Source organism: Corallococcus sp. bb12-1, from assembly GCF_026626765.1.
GTDB classification, from domain to species: domain Bacteria; phylum Myxococcota; class Myxococcia; order Myxococcales; family Myxococcaceae; genus Corallococcus; species Corallococcus terminator.
In genome coordinates, this window is sequence record NZ_JAPNJZ010000015.1 from 77,213 (window position 1) to 97,813 (window position 20,601).

At 70.4% G+C, this 20,601-nt stretch carries 15 protein-coding genes; 8 read left to right on the forward strand and 7 right to left on the reverse strand.

The genetic code is table 11. The features are described 5' to 3' along the window. Window positions 1-51 precede the first annotated feature (51 nt). From OV208_RS17555 to OV208_RS17565, 3 genes are all read left to right on the forward strand, one after another. Complete coding sequence (locus tag OV208_RS17555; protein WP_267574982.1) at window positions 52-1,398, forward strand: MFS transporter; 1,347 nt, start codon at window positions 52-54, stop codon at window positions 1,396-1,398. Window positions 1,399-1,620: 222 nt separating this feature from the next. After that, window positions 1,621-3,090 carry an ATPase domain-containing protein gene (locus OV208_RS17560; RefSeq protein WP_267574983.1) on the forward strand — a complete coding sequence of 490 codons (1,470 nt, stop codon included), beginning with the start codon at window positions 1,621-1,623 and terminating at the stop codon, window positions 3,088-3,090. Then, window positions 3,087-4,163 (forward strand): hybrid sensor histidine kinase/response regulator, encoded by a 1,077-nt coding sequence (locus tag OV208_RS17565; protein ID WP_267574984.1) that lies wholly within the window; start codon window positions 3,087-3,089, stop codon window positions 4,161-4,163. The genes OV208_RS17560 and OV208_RS17565 overlap by 4 nt, the downstream gene beginning before the upstream one ends. 60 nt (window positions 4,164-4,223) lie before the next feature. On the opposite strand, the gene OV208_RS17570 is transcribed toward OV208_RS17565, so the two are convergent. From OV208_RS17570 to OV208_RS17580, 3 genes are all read right to left on the reverse strand, one after another. Then, window positions 4,224-5,642 (reverse strand): RICIN domain-containing protein, encoded by a 1,419-nt coding sequence (locus tag OV208_RS17570; protein WP_267574985.1) that lies wholly within the window; start codon window positions 5,640-5,642, stop codon window positions 4,224-4,226. An 89-nt stretch (window positions 5,643-5,731) separates the two neighbouring features. After that, window positions 5,732-5,935, reverse strand: a complete 204-nt coding sequence (locus OV208_RS17575) for a YbdD/YjiX family protein (protein ID WP_267574986.1) — start codon at window positions 5,933-5,935, stop codon at window positions 5,732-5,734. Next, a complete protein-coding gene (locus OV208_RS17580) occupies window positions 5,935-8,001 on the reverse strand; it encodes a carbon starvation CstA family protein (RefSeq protein WP_267574987.1) in 2,067 nt (688 codons plus the stop codon). The genes OV208_RS17575 and OV208_RS17580 overlap by 1 nt, the downstream gene beginning before the upstream one ends. A gap of 118 nt (window positions 8,002-8,119) precedes the next feature. On the opposite strand from OV208_RS17580, the gene OV208_RS17585 reads away from it, so the two are divergent. Next, window positions 8,120-9,538, forward strand: coding sequence for a S41 family peptidase (locus OV208_RS17585; protein WP_267574988.1), 1,419 nt, complete (start codon window positions 8,120-8,122; stop codon window positions 9,536-9,538). A gap of 47 nt (window positions 9,539-9,585) precedes the next feature. On the opposite strand, the gene OV208_RS17590 is transcribed toward OV208_RS17585, so the two are convergent. After that, entirely contained in the window at window positions 9,586-11,655 is a 2,070-nt protein-coding gene (locus OV208_RS17590) for a lipoxygenase family protein (protein ID WP_267574989.1), read from the reverse strand. 287 nt (window positions 11,656-11,942) lie between these two features. On the opposite strand from OV208_RS17590, the gene OV208_RS17595 reads away from it, so the two are divergent. Further along, window positions 11,943-12,428, forward strand: coding sequence for a DUF6321 domain-containing protein (locus tag OV208_RS17595; RefSeq protein ID WP_267574990.1), 486 nt, complete (start codon window positions 11,943-11,945; stop codon window positions 12,426-12,428). Between the two features lie 137 nt (window positions 12,429-12,565). Here OV208_RS17595 and OV208_RS17600 read toward each other — a convergent pair whose 3' ends face one another. Continuing rightward, the gene (locus OV208_RS17600; RefSeq protein WP_267574991.1) at window positions 12,566-14,044 is read right to left on the reverse strand and encodes a flavin-containing monooxygenase; all 1,479 of its coding nucleotides are present in this window, start codon (window positions 14,042-14,044) and stop codon (window positions 12,566-12,568) included. A gap of 321 nt (window positions 14,045-14,365) precedes the next feature. Between OV208_RS17600 and OV208_RS17605 the strand changes: the two genes are divergently transcribed. Next, window positions 14,366-14,884, forward strand: coding sequence for a GNAT family N-acetyltransferase (locus OV208_RS17605; protein ID WP_267574992.1), 519 nt, complete (start codon window positions 14,366-14,368; stop codon window positions 14,882-14,884). A 27-nt stretch (window positions 14,885-14,911) separates the two neighbouring features. Here OV208_RS17605 and OV208_RS17610 read toward each other — a convergent pair whose 3' ends face one another. Continuing rightward, on the reverse strand, window positions 14,912-16,435 hold the full coding sequence (locus OV208_RS17610) for a collagen-like protein (protein ID WP_267574993.1): 1,524 nt from the start codon (window positions 16,433-16,435) through the stop codon (window positions 14,912-14,914). A gap of 185 nt (window positions 16,436-16,620) precedes the next feature. Here OV208_RS17610 and OV208_RS17615 point away from each other — a divergent pair, with 185 nt between their 5' ends. Continuing rightward, window positions 16,621-17,145 (forward strand): phage tail protein, encoded by a 525-nt coding sequence (locus OV208_RS17615; protein ID WP_267574994.1) that lies wholly within the window; start codon window positions 16,621-16,623, stop codon window positions 17,143-17,145. Window positions 17,146-17,190: 45 nt separating this feature from the next. Here the strand turns inward: OV208_RS17615 and OV208_RS17620 are convergent, their stop codons facing one another. Next, window positions 17,191-17,823 carry a helix-turn-helix transcriptional regulator gene (locus OV208_RS17620; protein ID WP_120540988.1) on the reverse strand — a complete coding sequence of 211 codons (633 nt, stop codon included), beginning with the start codon at window positions 17,821-17,823 and terminating at the stop codon, window positions 17,191-17,193. A gap of 195 nt (window positions 17,824-18,018) precedes the next feature. Here OV208_RS17620 and OV208_RS17625 point away from each other — a divergent pair, with 195 nt between their 5' ends. Beyond that, window positions 18,019-20,499, forward strand: coding sequence for a DNA polymerase domain-containing protein (locus OV208_RS17625; RefSeq protein WP_267574995.1), 2,481 nt, complete (start codon window positions 18,019-18,021; stop codon window positions 20,497-20,499). The last annotated feature ends 102 nt before the right edge of the window (window positions 20,500-20,601 follow it).

The following is a 20,601-nucleotide window of genomic DNA, read 5'->3' on the forward strand; positions in this document are numbered from 1 at the left end:
AACGGATGGGGCCTGCCCGGGGCTCCCGGCATATCCTCCCGGGCCTTGCACATGGCGACCTCCCCTTCCGACGCTGTTTCCGCTTCCGCCGCCTCCCGTCCGCTGACCGCGCGGGACATCCGCACGCTGGGGCTCGCGGCGCTGGGGGGCGCGCTGGAGTTCTACGACTTCATCATCTTCGTGTTCTTCACGGCGGTGATTGGCCGGCTGTTCTTCCCGCCGGAGACGGCGGACTGGCTGCGGCAGTTGCAGACGTTCGGGCTGTTCGCGGCGGGCTACCTGGCGCGTCCGCTGGGCGGCATCGTGATGGCGCACTTCGGAGACCGGACGGGGCGCAAGCGGATGTTCACGCTGAGCGTCTTCCTGATGTCGGTGCCCACGCTGCTGATGGGCCTGCTGCCCACGTTCACCACCGCGGGGTACGCGGCGCCGCTGGCGCTGCTCACCTTGCGGCTGTTGCAGGGCGCGGCGGTGGGGGGCGAGGTTCCGGGGGCGTGGGTGTTCGTCTCCGAGCACGTGCCCGCGCGCCGGGTGGGGCTGGCGTGCGGCACGCTCACCGCCGGCCTCACGCTGGGCATCCTGCTGGGCTCGCTGGTGGCCACCGCCATCAACACGGTCTTCACGCCCGGGGAGGTGGATGCCTTCGCGTGGCGCTTCCCGTTCGTGGTGGGCGGCGTGTTCGGCTTCCTCGCCGTGTTCCTGCGCCGGTGGCTCCAGGAGACGCCCGTCTTCGAGGAGATGCGACAGCGTCACGCGCTGGTGCGGGAGCTGCCGCTCAAGGCCGCGCTGAAGGGCCATGCGCCCGCCGTCGCGGTGTCCATGCTGCTCACCTGGGTGCTCACGGCCGGCATCGTGGTGGTCATCCTGATGACGCCCACGCTGGTGCAGCAGCTGCACGCCATCCCCGCCGCCCGCGCCCTGGGGGCCAACAGCGTGGCCACGCTCACGCTCACGGTGGGGTGCATCTGCTTCGGCATGCTCGCGGACCGGCTGGGACCGGCGCGGGCCCTGGCGCTGGGGACGGTCGCGCTGCTCGTCACCGTGCAGCTCTTCTACCGGGGTGTCGCCCACGCTCCCGGGCAGTTGGTGCCCCTGTACGCGCTGGTGGGCTTCTGCGTGGGCGTCGTCGGGGTGGTGCCGGCGGTGATGGTGCAGGCCTTTCCTCCGGCGGTGCGCTTCTCCGGCATCTCCTTCTCGTACAACGTGGCCTATGCGCTGTTCGGCGGGCTGACGCCGCTCATCGTCACGCTCGCCATGAAGCAGAATCCCCTGGCGCCCGCGCACTACGTCACGGCGGTCTGCGGCGTGGGCCTGGCGGTGGCGGTGTACTTGCTGCGCCAGGCCTCCACCGGACTCAGTGCCAGCGGTGGGGAGAACGACCCCGTAGCGTCGGGCTGAGCCGCCGTCCGCCCGGCTGGAGGGTGGAGGTGTTCACCGGACGCCGGTACGCCGTGCGCCCCCTTGCGAGGCGCTGGTCCGGGCTGAAGGTGTCCACTATGCCCCGGATACGGAGTTGAAATCCGGGCAGGCCGCTTCCGCGATCCCTACCTTGTCCCGGCGCGCGCGCTTTCGAGCGGCAGAGCCTCGCGTATCGCTTCCCGCCGCCCGGTGAACCCAGGAATGCCCAGCAGCGAATCGTCGCTCTTCCAAAGTGGCATCCCCAGCTTCGACGCCCTCCTGGGAGGAGGCATTCCCACCCGGCAGTCGCTGATCGTCACCGGCACGCCGGGGTGTGGGAAGACGGTGCTGTGCAGCCAGGTGGCCTTCGCGGCCGCGGCGCGTGACATCCCGGTGGTGATGGCCACCGTCACCTCGGAGCCCCATGACAAGCTGATGAGCTCGCTCTCCGGCTTCTCTTTTTTCAAGCCCGAGCTGCTGGGCGAGAGGCTCTTCGTCATCAGCGCCTATTCGTCGCTCAAGCGCGGTCCGAAGGAAGCGCGCGACCTGCTGCTCCAGACGGTGCGCGAGCGCAAGGCCGGTCTGCTGTTCATCGACGGGCTGCGCTCCATCCGGGATCTCTGGTCGGACGAGGCGCGGCTGCGCGAGTTCCTCTACGAGCTGGGCATCGGCCTTTCGGCCGTCAACTGCATTGGCCTGTTCACCACGGAGTACCCGCTGGATCGTCTGATGGCGCTGCCGGAGGCCACCACGGTGGACGGCGTCGTGGCCCTGTCCATCCAGCCCCAGGGAGCGCGACGGGTGCGCCGCAGCGAGGTGGTGAAGCTGCGCGGCCGGGCCCACCTCACGGGCGATCACGTCATGACCATCAACCAGGGCGGCGTGGAGTTCATCCCGCGACTGGAGGCCACGCCCCTGGACTTCCACGACGAGCCGCCCACGATGGAGCGCAAGGGGTTCGGGCTGCCGGAGCTGGACACGCTGATGTTCGGAGGGCTGCCCGAGTTCAGCACCACCATGCTCGCGGGCAGCATGGGCATTGGAAAGACCCTGCTGGCCACCCATTTCGTCGCGGATGGAGCGCGCAAGGGAGAGCTCGGGCTCTTCGTCTCCTTCTTTGATTCGCCCGCCATGCTCACGGCGCGCGCGAAGCGCGTGGGCCTGGACGTGGACGCGCTGATGCGCGACGGGACGCTGACCGTCCAGCACGAGCCCCCGGCGGAGCTGGAGGCGGACCTGTTCGTGAGGGATCTGCTGCGCACGGTGGACGCGCGCGGGGTGAAGCGGCTGGTCATCGACGGGCTCAGCGAGCTGGAGCTGTCCATCCTGGATCCGATGCGGCGCCGGATGTTCCTCGCCTCGCTGGCGATGCGGCTGCGGATGCGAGGCGTCACCTCCATCTTCACCCGCGAGGTGCCCAAGGTCGTCGGCACGGAGCTGGACTTCAGCGACGCGCCGGTGGCCATCCTGGGAGAGAACCTGCTGCTCCTGCGCTACGTGGAGCTGCACGGGCAGATGCACCGCATCATGTCCGTGCTGAAGATGCGCGACAGCAAGTACGCCAGCGACCTGCGTGAGTTCCAGATCAACGACACCGGGGTGAAGGTGCTCGCGCCCCTGCGCTCCGCTACGGGCCTGTTGACGGGGCAGGCACGGCCCATCGGCGCCACCGTGGGAGGTGGCGTGGAATGAGCCTCGTCCTCATCGCGGAGGATGAAGAGGCGCTGCTGGAGGTCTTCTCCGAGGTGGTGGAGGACCTGGGCCACCGCGTGGTGCGCGCGCACAACGGCGAGGAGGCCCTGATGCTCGCGCGGACGGAGCCGCCGGACCTGGTGGTCAGCGACCACATGATGCCCCGCCGCACCGGCATGCAGCTGCTTCACGCCATGCGCTCCGAACCGACCCTTTCGGAGGTCCCCTTCCTGCTGTTGAGCGCGGCCCGGCCGTCCGGGCGTGAAGCAGCCCAGACGTTCCTGGCGAAGCCGGTGGACCTCGCCACCTTCGAGCACGCAGTGAACTCCGCACTCCAGCACCGCGCGACGGTCCGCACGGAGACGGCCCAGGCGTCGCGCGAGTCGGCCACCGCGGTGAGCCTGGCGCGCGAGGAGATGCTCAACTGGGTGGCGCACGAGCTGAAGACGCCCCTGAGCTCCGCGCGGCTCAACACGCAGATGCTGCTGCGCAAGGTGCAGAAGCGCGGCATCGAGGACGAGAGCCGCTCCGCCGAGGCCATCCTGCGGCAGTTGGACCGGATGAACGGGCTGGTGACCTCCATCCTGGACGCGTCCCGGCTGGCGGACGGAAAGCTGGAGTTGAAGCAGGTGCCCACGGACCTGGCGCCCTTCCTCCAGGACCTGATGCAGGACTGGCGTGAGATGCAGCCGGAGATGGACTTCGCGCTGCAGTTGGGAGAGCCGGTGGGGCCCCTGTCCCTGGACGCCGAGCGGGTGCGCCAGGTGCTCAACAACCTGCTGTCCAACGCGGTGAAGTACAGCGGGGATTCGCGGCGCATCGAGGTGGGCGTGACACTCAGCCCGGGACTCGTCCTCATCCACGTGCGCGACTGGGGCGTGGGCATCCCCGCCGCCGCCCTGCCCCACATCTTCGAGCGCTTCCAGCGCGCGGACTCCGACCGGAGTCGGGGACATGGGCTGGGGCTGTTCATCGCCGCCGCGCTCGCGAAGCTGCACGGCGGTTCGCTGTCCGCACGCTCCGCCCTGGGCGAAGGCTCCACCTTCATCCTGCGACTGCCCCGGCGGAACTGAAGCGCGCATCCCGGGGAGCGGGGCCGGCGCAGAACGACCGGCCCCGTCACGTCCGACGGACTACTGCGCTTCCATGCGGAACTGCTGGCAGTCGTTGTTCGACCACGTCCACTGCTGCAGCAGCGTGCCGTCACCGCTGCCACCCTGGCAGCCCGTCACGTCCAGCACCTTGCCGCTGTGGCGCGCCTCCAGCCGGACGTAGCCGTTGCCCAGGTCCACCGGCTTGAACTGCTGGTTGCTCCCGCTGGAGTACGTCCACTGCTGGAGCCCCGCGCCGTCCGTGCTGCTCGCGCTCTTCACGTCCAGCGCCTTGCCGCTGTGGCGCGACACGAAGCGGTAGTAGCCGCTGTCCGTCGCCTCCATGGACCACTGCTGGCTTGCGCCCGTGTGGCAGGCCCACTGGTGGATGATGGCGCCGTCCGCCGTGCTGGGGCCGGAGATGTCCACGCAGCGGCCGGAGGCCTTGTTGACGAGCCGGTACGCGCCGATGCCGCCCGTGCCCTGCGCCACCGAATAGATGGCGTTGAGCAGCGACGTGCTGCCGGACGTGTCCTGGCTCAGCTCCCAGATCATCACGCCGCCGTTCTGCAGGCCCAGCCGCGTCTTCGCCTGGATGGTGGCGATGCCGTTGTAATAGACGTCCCCGACGTTGTCCTTGTAGGGCGCCTGCGAGTCGCGCGCGACCAGCTCCGAGTAGCCCACGTAGCTGGACGGCGAGCGGCCGTAGAACGGCACGCCGAGCACCGCCTTGGACGCCGGCAGCCCGCGCCCCTTCCAGTAGTTGAGCGACTGGACCGCCAGGTCATACGTCGAATGCGGCTGGCCGCCGTCGTAGGCCATGAGGTTGAGGAAGTCGACGTCGCTGAACACCGACGCCGGCACGCCGCCGCCCGTGTAGCCGTTGGCCACCACCGCCGCCGTGAGCAGCTTGCCCCGCGTGTGCATGGCGGTGCCCAGCTCCCGCATCAGCAGCGCGTAGTTGTTCCCCGACGTGCCGGGGTCCGGGTACTCCCAGTCGATGTCCACGCCGTCCAGACCCACGGCGTTGACGAAGTTCACCACCGAGTTCACGAACGCGGTGCGCGTGCCCGCGCTCCCGGCCATCTGTTCGAAGGCGCTGTCGTTGCCGTCGTTCCAACCGCCCACCGCGATGAGCACCTTCACGCCCTGCGCGTGCGCCTTCGTCACCAGCGAGCGCAGCCGCGCGTCCGTGGTGCTCACGCCCGTGAGCCCGCCCTGCGCCGTGGGCAGCGCGAACGCGTAGTTGATGTGGCTGAGCTTGCTGTACTGGAGCGTGTCCACGTTCCCCGCCCACGTCGGCAGGTAGCCCACCACGCGCGTCGCCAGCGCCGGCGACTCCACCGCGCCCAACGGTTCGTCGGACATCGGAACGTCCCCGGGGCCCGAGCAGCCCCCCAGCGATGCGAGAAACACGGCGCCCAGCGCCAACGTCCGGAACGGCGTTGCGAAGAGAGACACGGAAGACTCCTGCGTCATGGGTTTTGACGGGCTGAACCCGTAAAACCACATCAAGCAGTCTTTCCGGCAAAACTCAACGACTCATCGCTTCAGCAGCAGCGGCCCCCGCCGCCCCGGTAGCGGGCCTGGAGGCGGTCATTGAAAAACTCCGCATAGGTCATCACCGCGCGGTCCGGATGGTGACGGCGCATGTGGGCCACATAGGTGTCGTAGTCGGGCACCCCAATCATCTGGCGCGCGATGCGCACGGACTTGAGCCAGCCCTGCCGGAGCGTCTGGACGAGGCCGGTCATCACCGCTGCACCGGGGCTGCGGCGGCCACGTAGGGCGTCTCGTGCGCGGTGGGCTCCGGGGAGCGCCGGGCGGCGAGGATGGCGCGCACGCCGAAGAGGATGGTGGCCACCACGACGACCATGAAGAACGCGGTGAGGGCCGCATCCAGGTAGTCGTTGAAGATGATGCGCTCCATCTCCTCCAGGGACTTCGCGGGGGCGATGACGCGGCCTTCGGCCACCGCCTGGGAGAAGGCCTTCGCGTGGGCGACGAAGCTCACGCGCACGTCGCTGCCGAACACCTTCTGGAAGCCGGCGGTGAGCGTGCACAACACCAGCCACGCAGCGGGGATGCCGGGCACCCACACGTAGCGCTCGCGCTTCATCTTCACCAGCACCACGCACCCCAGCGTGAGCGCCACGGCGGCGAGCATCTGGTTGGCGATGCCGAACAGCGGCCACAGCGTGTTGATGCCGCCCAGCGGATCCACGACGCCCTGGTAGAGGAAGTAGCCCCAGGCCCCCACGCACAGCGCGGTGGCCAGCAGGTTCGCGCCCCAGGACTCCGTGCGCTTCAGGGGCGCGTAGACGAGGCCCGCCAGCTCTTGAATCATGAAGCGGCCCACGCGCGTGCCGGCGTCCACCGTGGTGAGGATGAAGAGCGCTTCAAAGAGGATGGCGTAGTGGTACCAGAAGGCCATCATCCCCTGCCCGGACACGAGCCCGTGGAGGATCTGCGCCATGCCCACTGCCAGCGTCGGGGCGCCGCCCGCTCGGGACAGGATGGTCGTCTCGCCGATGTCGCGCGCCGTCTGCTCCAGGATGTCAGGGGTGATGACGAAGCCCCACTGGCTGATCGTCTGCGCCGCCTGCGTCGCGCTGGTGCCGATGAGCGCCGCGGGGGAGTTCATCGCGAAGTAGACACCCGGGTCCAACACCGACGCGGCGATGAGCGCCATGATGGCCACGAAGGCCTCCATCAACATGGCGCCGTAGCCCACGATGCGCGCGTCGGCTTCGCTGGCCAGCATCTTGGGCGTGGTGCCCGATGCGATGAGCGAGTGCCACCCGGACACCGCGCCGCACGCGATGGTGATGAACAGGAACGGGAACAGGCTCCCGGAGAACACTGGGCCGGAGCCGTCCACGAACTTCGTCACCGCCGGCATGCGCAGGTCCGGCGCCGCCAGCGCGATGCCCACCGCGAGCAGCATCACGGTGCCAATCTTGAGGAAGGTGGACAGGTAGTCGCGCGGCGCGAGCAACAGCCACACCGGCAGCACCGCCGCGCAGAACCCGTAGCCGATGAGCAGCCACGCCAGCGCCTTGCTGTCGAAGGTGAACCAGGGGGCCCAGGTGGCGGACTCGGACACCTGGCCGCCCAGGTAGATGCTCAGCATCAGGAGCACGAAGCCGACGATGGACACCTCCAGCACCTTGCCGGGGCGCACGTAGCGCAGGTACAGGCCCATCAGCACCGCGATGGGGATGGTCATGGCCACCGTGAAGGTGCCCCAGGGGCTGTGCGTCAGCGCCTTGACGACCACCAGCGCCAGCACCGCGAGGATGATCATCATGATCATCAGCACGCCCACCATCGCCGTCACGCCGGCCGCCGGCCCCAGCTCCATGCGCACCATGTCGCCCAGCGACTTGCCGTCGCGGCGGATGGACAGGAAGAGCGTCACGAAGTCCTGCACCGCGCCCGCAACCACCACGCCCACGAGGATCCACAGCGTGCCGGGCAGGTAGCCCATCTGCGCGGCCAGCACCGGGCCCACCAACGGCCCCGCGCCCGCGATGGCGGCGAAGTGGTGGCCGAAGACCACCCAGCGGTCCGTGGGCACGTAGTCCAGGCCGTCGTTGCGGCGCTCGGCGGGGGTGGCGCGCGTGGGGTCCAGGCGCAGCGCTTTTTCGGCAATGAACCGGCCGTAGAAACGATATCCCAGCATGAACACCGCGACCGCGGCGACCACCAGCCAGATGGCGTTGATGGACTCACCCCGGTGCAGCGCCACCACGCCCAGGCTGAACGCGCCGGCCAGGGCCACCAGCAGCCATCCCAACTTCCGAGCGACTCCACCCATGAGGACTCCCCGTCGCGGGCCCCGCACCAGCACCCGGCGCGGGATTTATAGCGCACCCGTTGTCCCAGCCCGTCCCGAGCGCGGCGGGATGTCGGATCCTGAAGGAAGTCTGCTCGCCATGAATGTTCCCCTGCGCCGACCGCGTGCAGCCTTCCTGCTCCTCCTCGCGGGCCTGCTGACCGCGTGCGCCACGCCGCGCGTCGCCTCGAAGCCCGTCAGCGCGTCGGGGCCGGAGGTGTGGCGATCCCGGGGGTATGGATGGCTGCTCACGGTGACGCCAGAGGGATTGCGCCTGCACCACGAGACGGCGGCGGGGTGCTACCCGGATCCCACTTCGTCTTCGGAGCTGAAGCAGATGTTCGGCGTCCAGGAGCCGGGGCCCGTGGAAGGGGTCCGGGAGTTCTTCGCCGCACCGGGGGAGACGCGCTACCGGTTCGACCGCATCGCCGCGATTCCCGACGGCTGCGACGTGCCCCATGTGTGGAGCGCTCCGGAGCTGTTCGATGTGTTCCGGGCGACCTTCGCGGAGCACTACGCCTACTTCCCCGAACGGGGCCCGGATTGGTTGGCGCGACTGGAGGCGGAGCGTCCCCGGGTGTCGCTGGGCATGGACGGCCGGGCATTGTTCACCCTCTTCGCGGACGCACTCCGTACACTGGGCGACGCGCATGTGGAGCTGCTGGCGGATGACGCCAGGTCCGACACGCTGACGTACGAAGAGCGCGCCACGGGGACGTTCGCGCTGCTGGAGCAGGAGGCCCGGCGGACGGGGCGGACGTCGAAGGCGGTGCAGAAGGAGTGGCTGGCGGCCTACCGCGACGGAATCCTCCAGACGGTGCTGCGCGGGCAGGGACACCACGTCGCGAACCAGCGCGTGTTCTGGGGCTTCGCCGCGCCGGGCGTCGGCTATCTCAACGTGATGACGATGGGCGGCTTCGTCGCCGCGACGGACGGGGACGACGCGACGCCGGAACAGGAGTTGGCCGCGTTGGAGCCGGTGCTGGATGAGGCGATGGCCGCCTTCGCGGGCGCCACGGCGGTCATCGTGGACGTGAGCAACAACCGGGGCGGCCATGACGTGGTCGCTCGGGCGATCGCGGCGCGCTTCGCGGACCGGCCCCGGCTCGCGTATTCCAAGTGGGCGCGCGGGGCGAAGGACGCCCCGCCGCAGGAGTTCATCCTCACGCCCACGTCACGCCCCGCGTTCCATGGGCCCGTCCAGTTGGTGACGAGCGACGTCACGGTCAGCGCCGGGGAGGTGTTCACGCTGGCGATGCGCGCCCTGCCCCAGGTGCGCCACGTGGGCACCCGCACCCGGGGCAGCTTCTCCGACGTGCTCGTCAAACCGCTGCCGAATGGCTGGACGGTCCACCTGTCGAACGAGCACTACACCGACGCGAAGGGAGAGGACTTCGAGGCACGCGGTGCTCCGCCCCAGCAGCCCCTGGACGTGTTCCCGGAGGCGGACCTGTCACACGGCCATGCGCGGGCCATTCGCGTGCTGGCCGACTCGCTCACGGTTCGCGACGCGAAGTAGCGAAGCGGGCCCCAGGGGCATGCGGCCCCCGGGTGGGGAGGGACGCGTCAGATGTTGATGCTCTGCGGAATCTCCGACGGGAGCAGCGAGCGGTACGGGATGCGGCGCAGGTTGCGGCGCGCGATGGCCTCCTCCACCTCGCCAAGCCGCTGCTGGAAGTCCTTCAGGAGGACCGCCACGCGCGGGTCCTGGAAGTACGAGCCGGAGACATACCGATCGTAGGAGCCGAGGGCGCCGAAGTACACGCGCCCCAGCAGCGTCATCAGCGTCTGCTGCGAGAAGGCCTGCTGGAGCGGCGGCAGGTACGCGAGGAGCGCCTGGATGTTCCCGGCCTCCGCCGCGAGCGGCGCACCGGGGATGGGGGCGTAGGCCGCCAGCGGCAGGGACGGCGTATAGGACATGATGTAGGACTGAGGGAAGTTCACTGCGGCGTGCTGCGCGCTCGCGGTGAAGAGGACCATCGTCACCAGGTCCGCGAGGTAGCCACGGGTCTTGAGGCCGCCGTCCTCGCCGATGTCCTGCAACCGTCCCCCCTGGGGGGAGGACAGCTCCTTCAACCAGGCCTGGAGCTCGTAGTCCGCCACCACGTCCGCATCCGAGCCGTAATAGAGCGGCAGGTAGTCCGACACCCATTGATGGATGGACGCCCAGACGAGCAACCCGTCATCCCGGTACGGGTAGTCCGGGAAGGCCTGCGCGTCGTCCACGCCCCGGTTGGCGAAGCTGCGCGGGAACAGTTCCTGGTTGAAGCGGAAGCCCTCCACGGCCTGCACCGCCAGGGACGCGGACGCTTCGATGGTGCCCGGCAGCAGGCGGTCCACGAAGCCCCCCGGCGCGATGAGCGACTCCACGGCCGCGTTGTTGATGGCCAGCGTGCCCTGGAAGTGGGGCGACATCAGGACCTGGAGCGGGTGCTCCGGCGGGAGCTGCCGCGCGGTGGCGAGGGTGAACGCTTCGAGGAGCAGGTGCGTGAGCCCCAGGTGACTGATCATCTCGTGCCAGGTGCCATCCGCGACCTGGAGGAAGAGCCGGGCGATCTCCCAGTTCAGGCCGTCTGCGGGCGTGACGACGGGCGTGGAGGGGTTTGGCGTCTGGGCGCACTGGATGGCCACCGCGCGCAGCAGCCGGTCCGGCTCACCCACCCGGGGCACCGCGAAGAGGGCCAGCGGCGCGCAGACGTATTTCCGCGTCGGGAAGGTGCCGGCCTTCAGCCCTTCGAGCACTGCGTAGTCCGCGAGGTAGGCGCGGCCTTCCGCCAGCGCCGCGGCCAGGCTGTCCCCTGGCCCCATCGTCGAGCGGTACTGCGCCTCCGTCACCGGGAAGCGGACATCGGGCGCGGACAGGCGGCGGAGCACCACGGGGTTGGGGCCCGCGACCCGCAGGCGCGCGAACATGACGTCGTCGAGCGCGGCGCCTGCTCCGGCCGTCATGGGCAGCAGTTGGAACTGGGACTGGAAGTCCCGGAGGTTCTTCGCCGGGCCGTACTGGCCGATGACGCGCAGGAGCAGGTCGAAGGCCGTGTCGCCCAGCAACTCCGACAGGTGGCCCAGGGAGTCCTTGAGCCCTTCCGCCAACTGCTCCAGCGATGCAGGGGCGGCGGGCTGCGCGCTGGGCGTGCTCGACGGGGAGACGGTGGAGGAGCGCGTCCCGCCGCCGCCCAGGTCCAGGGCGAGCGACACGCCCGAGCCCGTCGCGAGGGACTGACCCGACGACGCGCCCGCGAGCGCCACGGCGCTGGCGGGCGCGGAGATGACGTGGGTGTGGTCGAAGAGGCGCGAGAGCGTCAGGTGCTCGGTCTTGAGGTCGATCCAGGCACGCTCGGCCCGGCGGAGTTCCTCCTCCGTGAAGTCCTCGAGTTTCTTCGCGAGGGACTCCGCCGACTCGAATAGATGCGAGCCCAGGGAGATGAGGTTGCCGGTAATCCCTAGCGCCTGGTTCAACACGCCGAGCGTCCAGACAAAGGCGAAGTTCTGCCCCGGGGGCACGGATTGCACGACGCCCAGGGGTTGGACGCGCGTGGTGAAATCGTAGACGTATTCCGTCTGGAGTTGGGCGAGCTGTTCCTTGCGCTTCGCCTGGGCCTCGGCGGAATCGTTCTGCGGCAACGTGGGGGTCATTGGCAATCCTGGGGCACGGGCGGCCAGACTGCGGGTGGGGTCCAGGGCGGGGCCGCGCTCCGGAAAGGCGCGGTCATCCTGCCCCAAATCCAACACAGACAACCAGGGGGATGCGGCGAATCACCCCGGGGGCGGGTGGCGCGAACCACCCACCCGGGAGCGGGCCGACCCGAGGTGGGCATCAAGGCGACCAGGCAGGGAGGTGACTGCGTGTGTCGTGCGATGGCCGCTGGGAAGACCTACCTCTCTGGCGTGGAGCCCGAGGGCTGCCACCAGGAGGACACCCGATGCCGACCCGTTCCCCCGTTCGCAAGCGCGTCCAACGCAGCCGGACGCTGGAGGATCCGAAGGGAGGACTGACCGCCGCGGGCCGCGCGTGGTTCCATGAGAAGGAAGGCGCGAACCTGAAGCCAGGAGTGAAGGGCAAGGCCGACACGCCAGAGAAGATGCGCCGCAAAGGCAGCTTCCTGCGCCGCCACTTCACCCACCCCCGGGGCCCCATGATGGATGCGAAGGGCAAGCCCACGCGGCTGGCATTGTCCGCCCGCGCGTGGGGGGAGCCGGTGCCTCGCGACAACGCCGGGGCGAAGAAGCTCGCGGACAAGGGAACCCGGCAGTTGGAGCGCTACCATGCGGCGAAGGAGCGCTCGGGCCCGGCGGCGAAGCGCACCGGGACGAAGAAGACGCGGCCCGTGGCGGCGGCCCGCCGCGTGACCGCGAAGAAGCGCGCTCCGGCCAAGGCTCGCAAGACCGCGAGCCCCTCTTCGCGATGACTTGAACGACGCGTCAGGGATGGCTCCCGCGGGCACGAAGGAGGGCGATCCCCTCCTCGACCTGGATGCGCGACGCCGCCTCCAATTCTTGACGTTCGAGTTCTTCCAGCAGCGGGAGGTTCGAGGGGTTGCCTACGTCAGCCCGTGGCGCGCCGTGCGGCGGTGACGTAGTCGGACGGATCAAAGTGCTCCACGCGCCGGCGGAAGGCGGCGGTGGTGCCGGGCCAGAGGGCGGAGTTGCGCCCCGTGGCATCCATGTACCAACTGCGGCAACCGCCCTGGCTCCACACGGTCGTGGACATCCTCGCGTCGAGTTCGTGGATGAAGGCGTCCTGCACCTCCGGCGCGGGCTCCAGGGCGGCCCCCTTGCGCGCATCCAGGTAGCGCAGCGCTCCCAGCACGTGCTCCAACTGGGCCTCCATCATCAACAGCACGGAGGTGTGTCCCAGGCCGGTGTTGGGCCCCTGGAGGAGGAAGAGGTTGGGAAAGCCGCTCACGGAAGTGCCCAGGTAGGCCCGGGGACTTCCCTCCCAGACCTCCGCGAGCGTGCGTCCATCGCGTCCCCGGATGTGGTGTCCCAAGGGCATGTCCGTCACCGCGAACCCGGTGCCGAACACGAGCGTGTCCACCGGATGCACGGCGCCGTCCTCCGTGACGACCTCGTGCTCGCGCACCTCCCGGATGTGGGGCGTGACGACCTCCACGTTGGGGCGCGTGAGGGCCGGCAGGTAGTTGTCGGAGATCAGGATGCGCTTGCAGCCCATCGTGTAGCGGGGCGTGAGCTTGTCGCGCAGCGCTGGATCCGCCACGACGCTCCGGAGGTGACGGAGCACCCAACGCTGGGCCAGGCGCAGGACCCACGGGTGCTGGAAGCCCAGGGCGAGGGCATCCCGCAGCAGGCGCAAGCCCTCGCGCAGGAGCCACCGGACACCTGGAACGCGGGTGTACAGCGCCTTGCGCAGCGCCCCGATGGGCTGGTCGCCCCGGGGCAGCACCCAGGCGGGCGTGCGTTGGAAGAGGACGAGCCGGCCGACCACCGGTTGGATCTCCGGAATGAACTGCACCGCGGAGGCGCCCGTGCCCACCACGCCCACCGAGCGGCCCTCCAGCGCGTACGCCGGGTCCCAGCGCGCCGAGTGCATCACCTTGCCCTGGAAGCGCTCCAGGCCGGGCAGCGCGGGGATGACCGGTTCGCTCAGCGCCCCCACCGCGGGCACGAAGACGTCCGCGGTGAGCGGCCCCTGGGTGGTTTCCAGCGCCCAGCGGTTGCGCACGGCGTCCCAGCGCGCGGACAGGATGGCGTGCTGGAAGCGCAGGTGCGGCGCCAGGTGGAAGCGCTCGACGCATTCGCGCAGGTAGGCGTGGATCTCCCCGGCTGGGGAATAGACGCGCGACCAGCCGGGATTCGGGGCGAAGGAGAAGGAATACAGGAGGGACTGCACGTCGCACGCACAGCCGGGATAGACGTTGTCGCGCCAGACACCGCCCACGTCGTCGGCGCGTTCGAGGACGAGGAAGTCCTGGATGCCCTCCTGCTTCAGCCGGATGGCCATGCCCAGGCCGGCGAAACCGGCACCCGCGATGGCGACATGCACGTGTGACGGGAGACGGGACACCAGGTGGACCTCCTGGAGCGGACGGGCCGCCCCTCGGGATGGTGCTCCGCTACGGACCGGAGCAGCACAGGGGAGGCCATCCTCTCCCCAGGCCGGGCGCGCACGCCATCACCGAACCTCGCGCTTCAAAGGATACGGTGGCCCCGGTCCTGCGCACGAGCCTGCCTGCCCCCATGCCGCGCCCGGGGAGAGGCGGTGCGCTTGGAAGGACCCGCGCGTCGGGCACCCTCGGTCCACGCCAGGGCGGCCGGAGGCTTCGGGAGGATACTGTCGTCCTGCCCGCGCATTTCGCGCCGCATCCCAGGACGGTCCTCCACCGCGATGACTCCCGCGCCCTTCGAACCCCACCTGCGCCCCGTCACGCTCGCGGATGACGGCTTCCTCTTCACGCTCTACGCGAGCACTCGCGCCCGGGAGCTGGCCTCCTGGGGCTGGAGCGCCGCGCAGCAGGAGATCTTCCTGCGCACGCAGTACCAGGCCCAGGCGCGTCACTACGCCGCGATCTACGCCCCGGAAGGCCACGCCCTCATCGAGGTGGACGGCGTCCCCGTGGGCCGTCAGTGGCTTGTGCGCACGGACGCGGAGACGCTGTTGGTGGACCTGGCCCTGCTGCCCTCGCACCAGGGGCAGGGGCTGGGCACGCGATTGCTGTGCGCGATTCAAGAGGAGGCAACCCGGGCGCGCGTACCCGTGCGGCTGAACGTCACGCGCGACAATCCGGCGCTGCGGCTCTACACCCGGCACGGGTTCATGCCCGTGCCGGGAAGCGAGTCGGCGTCACCGTACCTGGAGCTGCGGTGGCAGGCTCCGGAGGGGGACTCCGGAACCAGCCTCGAGTGAAGGCCGGCTCGGCTGGAGGTCGCTCGACTACAGGCCCAGCAGCGACTCCGGCTCGGGCGCGACCGTCTGGAGGAAGTAGCCGCCCGTGCCCACGCCGGCGTTCCCGTTCGTGGTCGTGCCCGGGATGATGCCGCCGCCATTGCCTCCCGAGCCCCCGCTGCCGCCACCACCCCCTGCAGTGAGGATGCTGGTCCCCGTCACCGGCGCCGCGCTGGTCCCCGCGCTTCCCCCCGAGACCACCACGGAGCCCGTCACGCTGGGGCTCACGGAAGCGATGAAGTGGACGATGCCACCGCCACCGCCTCCGCCTCCGCCCTCACCCGTGCCGGCGTTGCCGTTGAAGCCATCCGCGCCATTGCCACCCTGCGCGCGGATGGCGCCCCCAAGCGTGATGCTCCCCTTCGCCGCCACCAGGACGATGCCGCCACCACCGCCGCCCGTGCCCACGATGGACACGCCCGCGGTCTGCGGGTTCACGCCATTGGTACCGCTCGCGTTGATGGAGCCACCGACGACGATGCGCACGTTGCCCTTCGCGGCCAGCATCACCGCGCCACCGCCAGCACCACCGTCCGCGCCCGCCCCCGCGTAGATGCGAGCACCCGCCCCGCCGGACGCGTTCTGGACGCGCCGCACCTGGGAGCCCTGGAACGACGCGAGCCCCACGCCACCGCTGTACGAACCCGCCGCCGTCCGGGCGACTCCGGTGGGAGCCTGACCGCCGCCCAGGTCCTCCGCTCCCTGACGCACGTTGAGCGTCCCGCTCACGGTGATGTCACCCGAGGAGCGCAGCACCGTGCCGCTGGGCACGAAGAGCGTGCCCACGATGTTGATGCTGCTGAACTGGAGGTTGAAGCCCGCGGGAAGCTGGGCCACGCCCGCGGGGGTAGAAAGGTCCACCGTCTGGCCGGAGCCCACGGTGAACGCGCCCGCGGAACCGTCGCCATAGAGACCCTGGGTGCCCGCCACGCCCTGCGGACCCTGCGAACCCTGGGCGCCCGTCGCCCCCGTGGAACCCGTCGCTCCCGCAGGCCCCACCGAGCCCGCCGGGCCCGCGACTCCAGTCGTGCCCGTGTCGCCCTTGTCACCCTTCGCGCCAGCAGCGCCCGTGTCGCCCTTCGCGCCAGCAGCGCCCGTGTCACCCTTCGCGCCAGCAGCGCCCGTGTCACCCTTGGCGCCGGCAGGACCCGTGGAACCTGCGATGCCCTGCGGACCAAGGGGCCCCATCGGACCCATGGCCCCCTGCGGTCCCGTCGCGCCGGCAGGACCCGTGGGGCCCGCGACGCCCTGCGGTCCTTGCTCCCCTCCGCCGGGGCCCACCTCACCCGCCGGGCCCTGCGGACCGAGTTCGCCCGTGGCGCCCTTCTCTCCCTGCTGCCCCGCGGGGCCCGTCGCTCCCGCGGGGCCCGTCGCTCCCGGAGGGCCCTCGGGGCCAGCGGGCCCATCCCCCGTCTGCCCCGTACAAGCGGACACCATCAAGGTCGCGCAGAGCGACAACACACGGAAGCCTGAGTACTCCCCACGCAGGGGCACGAAGGATTGAAGTGACATGGATTGGGTCCTCCCCCAACAGCGGCGGTGCTGCGACGTGCAGCGTAGGAGAAAACGCCATCACGCTCTGTGAAGCATCACACACCCCAGGTCGGATTCATGAATGACGCGCCACGACCTTTCTTCAGTGCAGGGAGGCATGTTCTGTTCGGCGCCCAACACCCATCATCCACCCAGGGGGAACCATGTCTGAACCGTACATCGGTCAAATCATCATGTTCGGAGGCGACTTCGCGCCTCGCGGCTGGGCGTTCTGCAACGGCGCGCTGCTTCCCATCGCGCAGAACCAGTCCCTCTTCGCCATCCTGGGCACGACTTACGGCGGCAACGGCACGACGACCTTCGCGCTGCCGGACCTGCGCGGGCGCTTCCCCATGGCGCCGGGCCAGGGCCCGGGGCTGGCTCCGCACACACTGGGAGAGGCGGCCGGCGGGCAGTCGGTGACGCTGATCTCGACGCAGATGCCCGCGCACACCCACCCGCTGATGGCGAACATGCAGGAGGGCAACGCGGAGAGCCCGGAGGGCGCGTACCTCGCCGCCTATCCTCCCGGCACCACCCCGACCCCCTACAACACGACACCCAACACGGTGATGGGGCCCCAGGCCGTGGGCATCGCCGGCGGCAGCCAGCCGGTGCCCATCATGAACCCGTACACCGTCGTGAACTTCATCATCGCGACGGAGGGCGTCTTCCCCTCGCGCGGCTGATGCGTGTCCCGAGCGGGCCCGGCCCCGAAGCAGGAGCCCGCGGCTTCACCCCAACACTTCCGCGCGGGTGATGCGGTCCAACCGGAAGTGGCGCCGTTCGCCGGACGCGAGGTCCACCGCGTCCAGCCGCGTCTCGTGCCGGTCCATCACCACGGACTCGATGCGCACCTCGCGCACCGTCTCAAGGAAGTTGCCGTCCACGTAGGTGATGCGCATCGGCTGTCGCTCGAACCACGCGCGCTCCAGTGATTCACGCACGCCCTTGCGCGTGGGCAATGACGGCACGCCCAGGAAGGTGAGCTCCCGCAGCCGGGCCAGCAGTTCGCGCTGCGCGGACGTGGAGAGGGCCGAGCGCACCTTGTCGAGCGCCGACTCCAGCGTCCCCGTGAAGGGCAGCAGCCGCATGTCGATGGCGAAGCGGCCCAGCGCCACCACGAGCGCCGCCTCGCGCGCGGTGAAGTTCACCGGCGGCAGGCTGTAGCTGCGGTCCAACGCGTAGCCGCCGCCCCGGCCCCGCTCCGCCCCCACCGGCAGGGACGCGGCGCGCAACGTGTCCAGGTCGCGGTAGATGGTCCGCACCGTCACGCCGAAGCGCTCCGCCAACACCTCCGCGGTGACGCCGGTACGACGACCCCTCAGGTACTCCGCGAGGGCGAAAAGACGCTCGGTGCGCTGCATGGACTTGGAATCCTGACATACCGCTGTCAGCCGGGGGCCTCAAGCTGGGGAAAAGCGACCGTGATGCGAAGCCCCTTCGACAGCCCGGTGGATCCACCCACCGCCCGCCCTTGCGAACCCGGCACCGGGGCGCCTATGAGCACCGGGAGCACGGCACGCACGCCGCCACGTCCCTCCCCTTCCGACCCCGTCCCCATGGCCCCCCCGCCGCCGGCCCATCCGAAGGAGGACGCGTGGTTGTGGGGCTGGGACACCACGCCGGGCATCGTGTCGGTGTGGGCGGAGCCCGACGGACGCGCCTTCGTGTGGAAGCGGCAGCCGGGCACCTCCGCGCGGCTTCGCGAGGACGCACGCTACCGGCCCTGGCTGCTGCTCGCGTCGCTCCAGGATTTGGAGCACCTGGGCCCCGCGCTCCAGCCGGAAGGCGCGTCGCACGCACCGGGTTCGGTGACATTCCGCGAGTTGGAAGGACCCGGAGCGCTGCGCTACCGGGTGAGCGCGGACGACGGCCGGGCGCTGGGGGCCTCGGTGCTCCGGGGCGCATCGTCGCGGTTGGGCCAGCGCGTGGGCCACCTGCGCGACCTGGGTCCCCACGCGGTGCTGGTGCTGCCCCCGGAGGAGCAGTACCTGGTCGCCACCGGACGCACGTACTTCCGCGACCTCGTCTTCGATGACCTTCGCCGCCTCCAGTTCGATCTGGAGACCACCGGCCTGGACCCGGCGACGGACCGCATCTTCCTTGTCGCGCTGAGGGACCCGGAGGGACGCACGGAGACGCTGGAGGTGACGGCGGACGGCGACGCGGGCGAGGCGGACCTGCTGCGCCGGCTGGTCGCGCGCATCCGGGAAGCGGATCCAGACGTGGTGGAGAACCACAACCTGCACGGCTTCGACCTGCCGTTCCTGGATCAGCGCGCGAAGCGACTGAACGTGTCGCTGGCGCTGGGCCGCGCGGGCCTGCCGGGGTTGCGCCACCGGCCCTCCGCCCGGGGCGCCGCGCTGGGACGGGGGCCTGGAGGCCGCGAGGCGGACGCCATGCGCCGCGCGCGCTACACCGTGCCCGGCCGCGAGTTCATCGACACGTTGGATGCCGTGCGCCGGCACGACTTCTCCGCCCGCGACCTGCCCGGCCATGGCCTCAAGGCGGTGGCACGGCACCTGGGGCTCGCGGGCCCGGAGCGTGAGCTCATCCCCGGCGCGCGCGTGTACGAAGTGTTCCAGAAGGATCCGGAGCGGGTGCGCCGCTACGCGCGCGACGACGTGACGGAGGCCGCGGGGCTGGCGCACCTGATGGGCGGCGCCGCCTTCGCGCTCGCGCGCATGGCGCCCCGGCGGTACGAGCGGCTGGCGGACGCGGGCCCGGCCACCGGCGTGTTGGATCCGCTGCTGGTGCGCGCGTACCTGCGCGAAGGCGCGGCGCTCCCGGCGCACGAGTCCGGCGACGGCACGTCCCACAGCGGCGCGGCGCTGCACCTGTTCGCCACCGGCGTCGCGCACCACGTGGTGAAGGCGGACGTGGCCAGCCTCTACCCGTCGCTGATGCGCCAGTACCGGATTGGACCGAAGCGCGACCGGCTCAACGTGCTGCTCGCGCTGGTGGACCGGTTGGTGGACCAGCGGCTGGACGCCAAGGCGAAGGCGAAGAAGGCGCCGCCCGGTTCGCCGGAGCGCCACACGCACGAGGCGCTCTCCGCGGCGATGAAGATCGTCATCAACTCCGCCTACGGCTACCTGGGCGCGGTGGGCCTCACCCGCTTCTCCGACGTGCACGCCGCCAACGAGGTGACACGGCACGGACGCGAGGTGCTGGGCCTCTTGTGCCGGGAGCTTGCGGGCCGGGGCGTGACGCTGCTGGAGGCGGACACGGACGGCGTCTACTTCTCGGTGCCGGAGACATGGACGGAGGCCGACGAGCGGCGCGTGGTGTCGGAGGTCGCGGCCCTGCTGCCGCCCCGCGTGCGCCTGGAATTCGACGGGCGCTACGACTCGATGCTGTCGCACGAGCCGAAGAACTACGCGCTGCGACCCTACGAGGGGCCGCTGCTGCTGCGCGGCGTGGCGTTCCGCTCCAGCCGCGCGGAGCGCTATGGCGAGGACTTCCTGCGCCGCGCCCTCCAACATCTCCTCTCCGGGAACGTGCGCGCCGTGCGGGACACCTACGTGGACACGGTGATGGCGCTGCGAAGACGCCAGGTGCCCACCTTCGAGGTGACGGCCCAGGTGCGGTTGACGAAGTCGCCCGCGCAGTACCTGGCCACGCGCAAGCAGCGGCGCGAGCTGTCCTACGAAGCGCTGCTCACGAACGGCCGCGAACACTGGGCCCTGGGCGAGCGCGTGCGCATCTACCGCGCGACGGGCGGCCGCGCGGGCCTGCTGCTGGAACCGGACGCGGAGGAAGGCGAACCCACGGCCCGACTCGCGGCCGGCGCACCAGCCGGCGACGACCCTCGCGACTACGACGTCGAGTACTACGTGCGCCTGCTCAAGGACACGTTCGCGGCCCGGATGGCGCGCGGACTCACCGCGGAGGACTTCGCCACGGTGTTCGCGGATCCCGATCAGCCCTCGCTCTTCACGCCGTCGCTTTCGGAGTCCCGGCCCGTGCTCACCGTGGTGCGCGAGCCCCGGGGCCCGGAGTTCGGCGAGGCCGCCGCAAACCCAGACATCGTTCCGTGAAAGTCGTTGGAACACCGCGCTTGTCAGCGTGACTGGAACCTTGTCGTGTCCCGGTTCATCCGGGAGTCGTGGGGAGGGCTCTGCTACACTGCGTCAACCGCA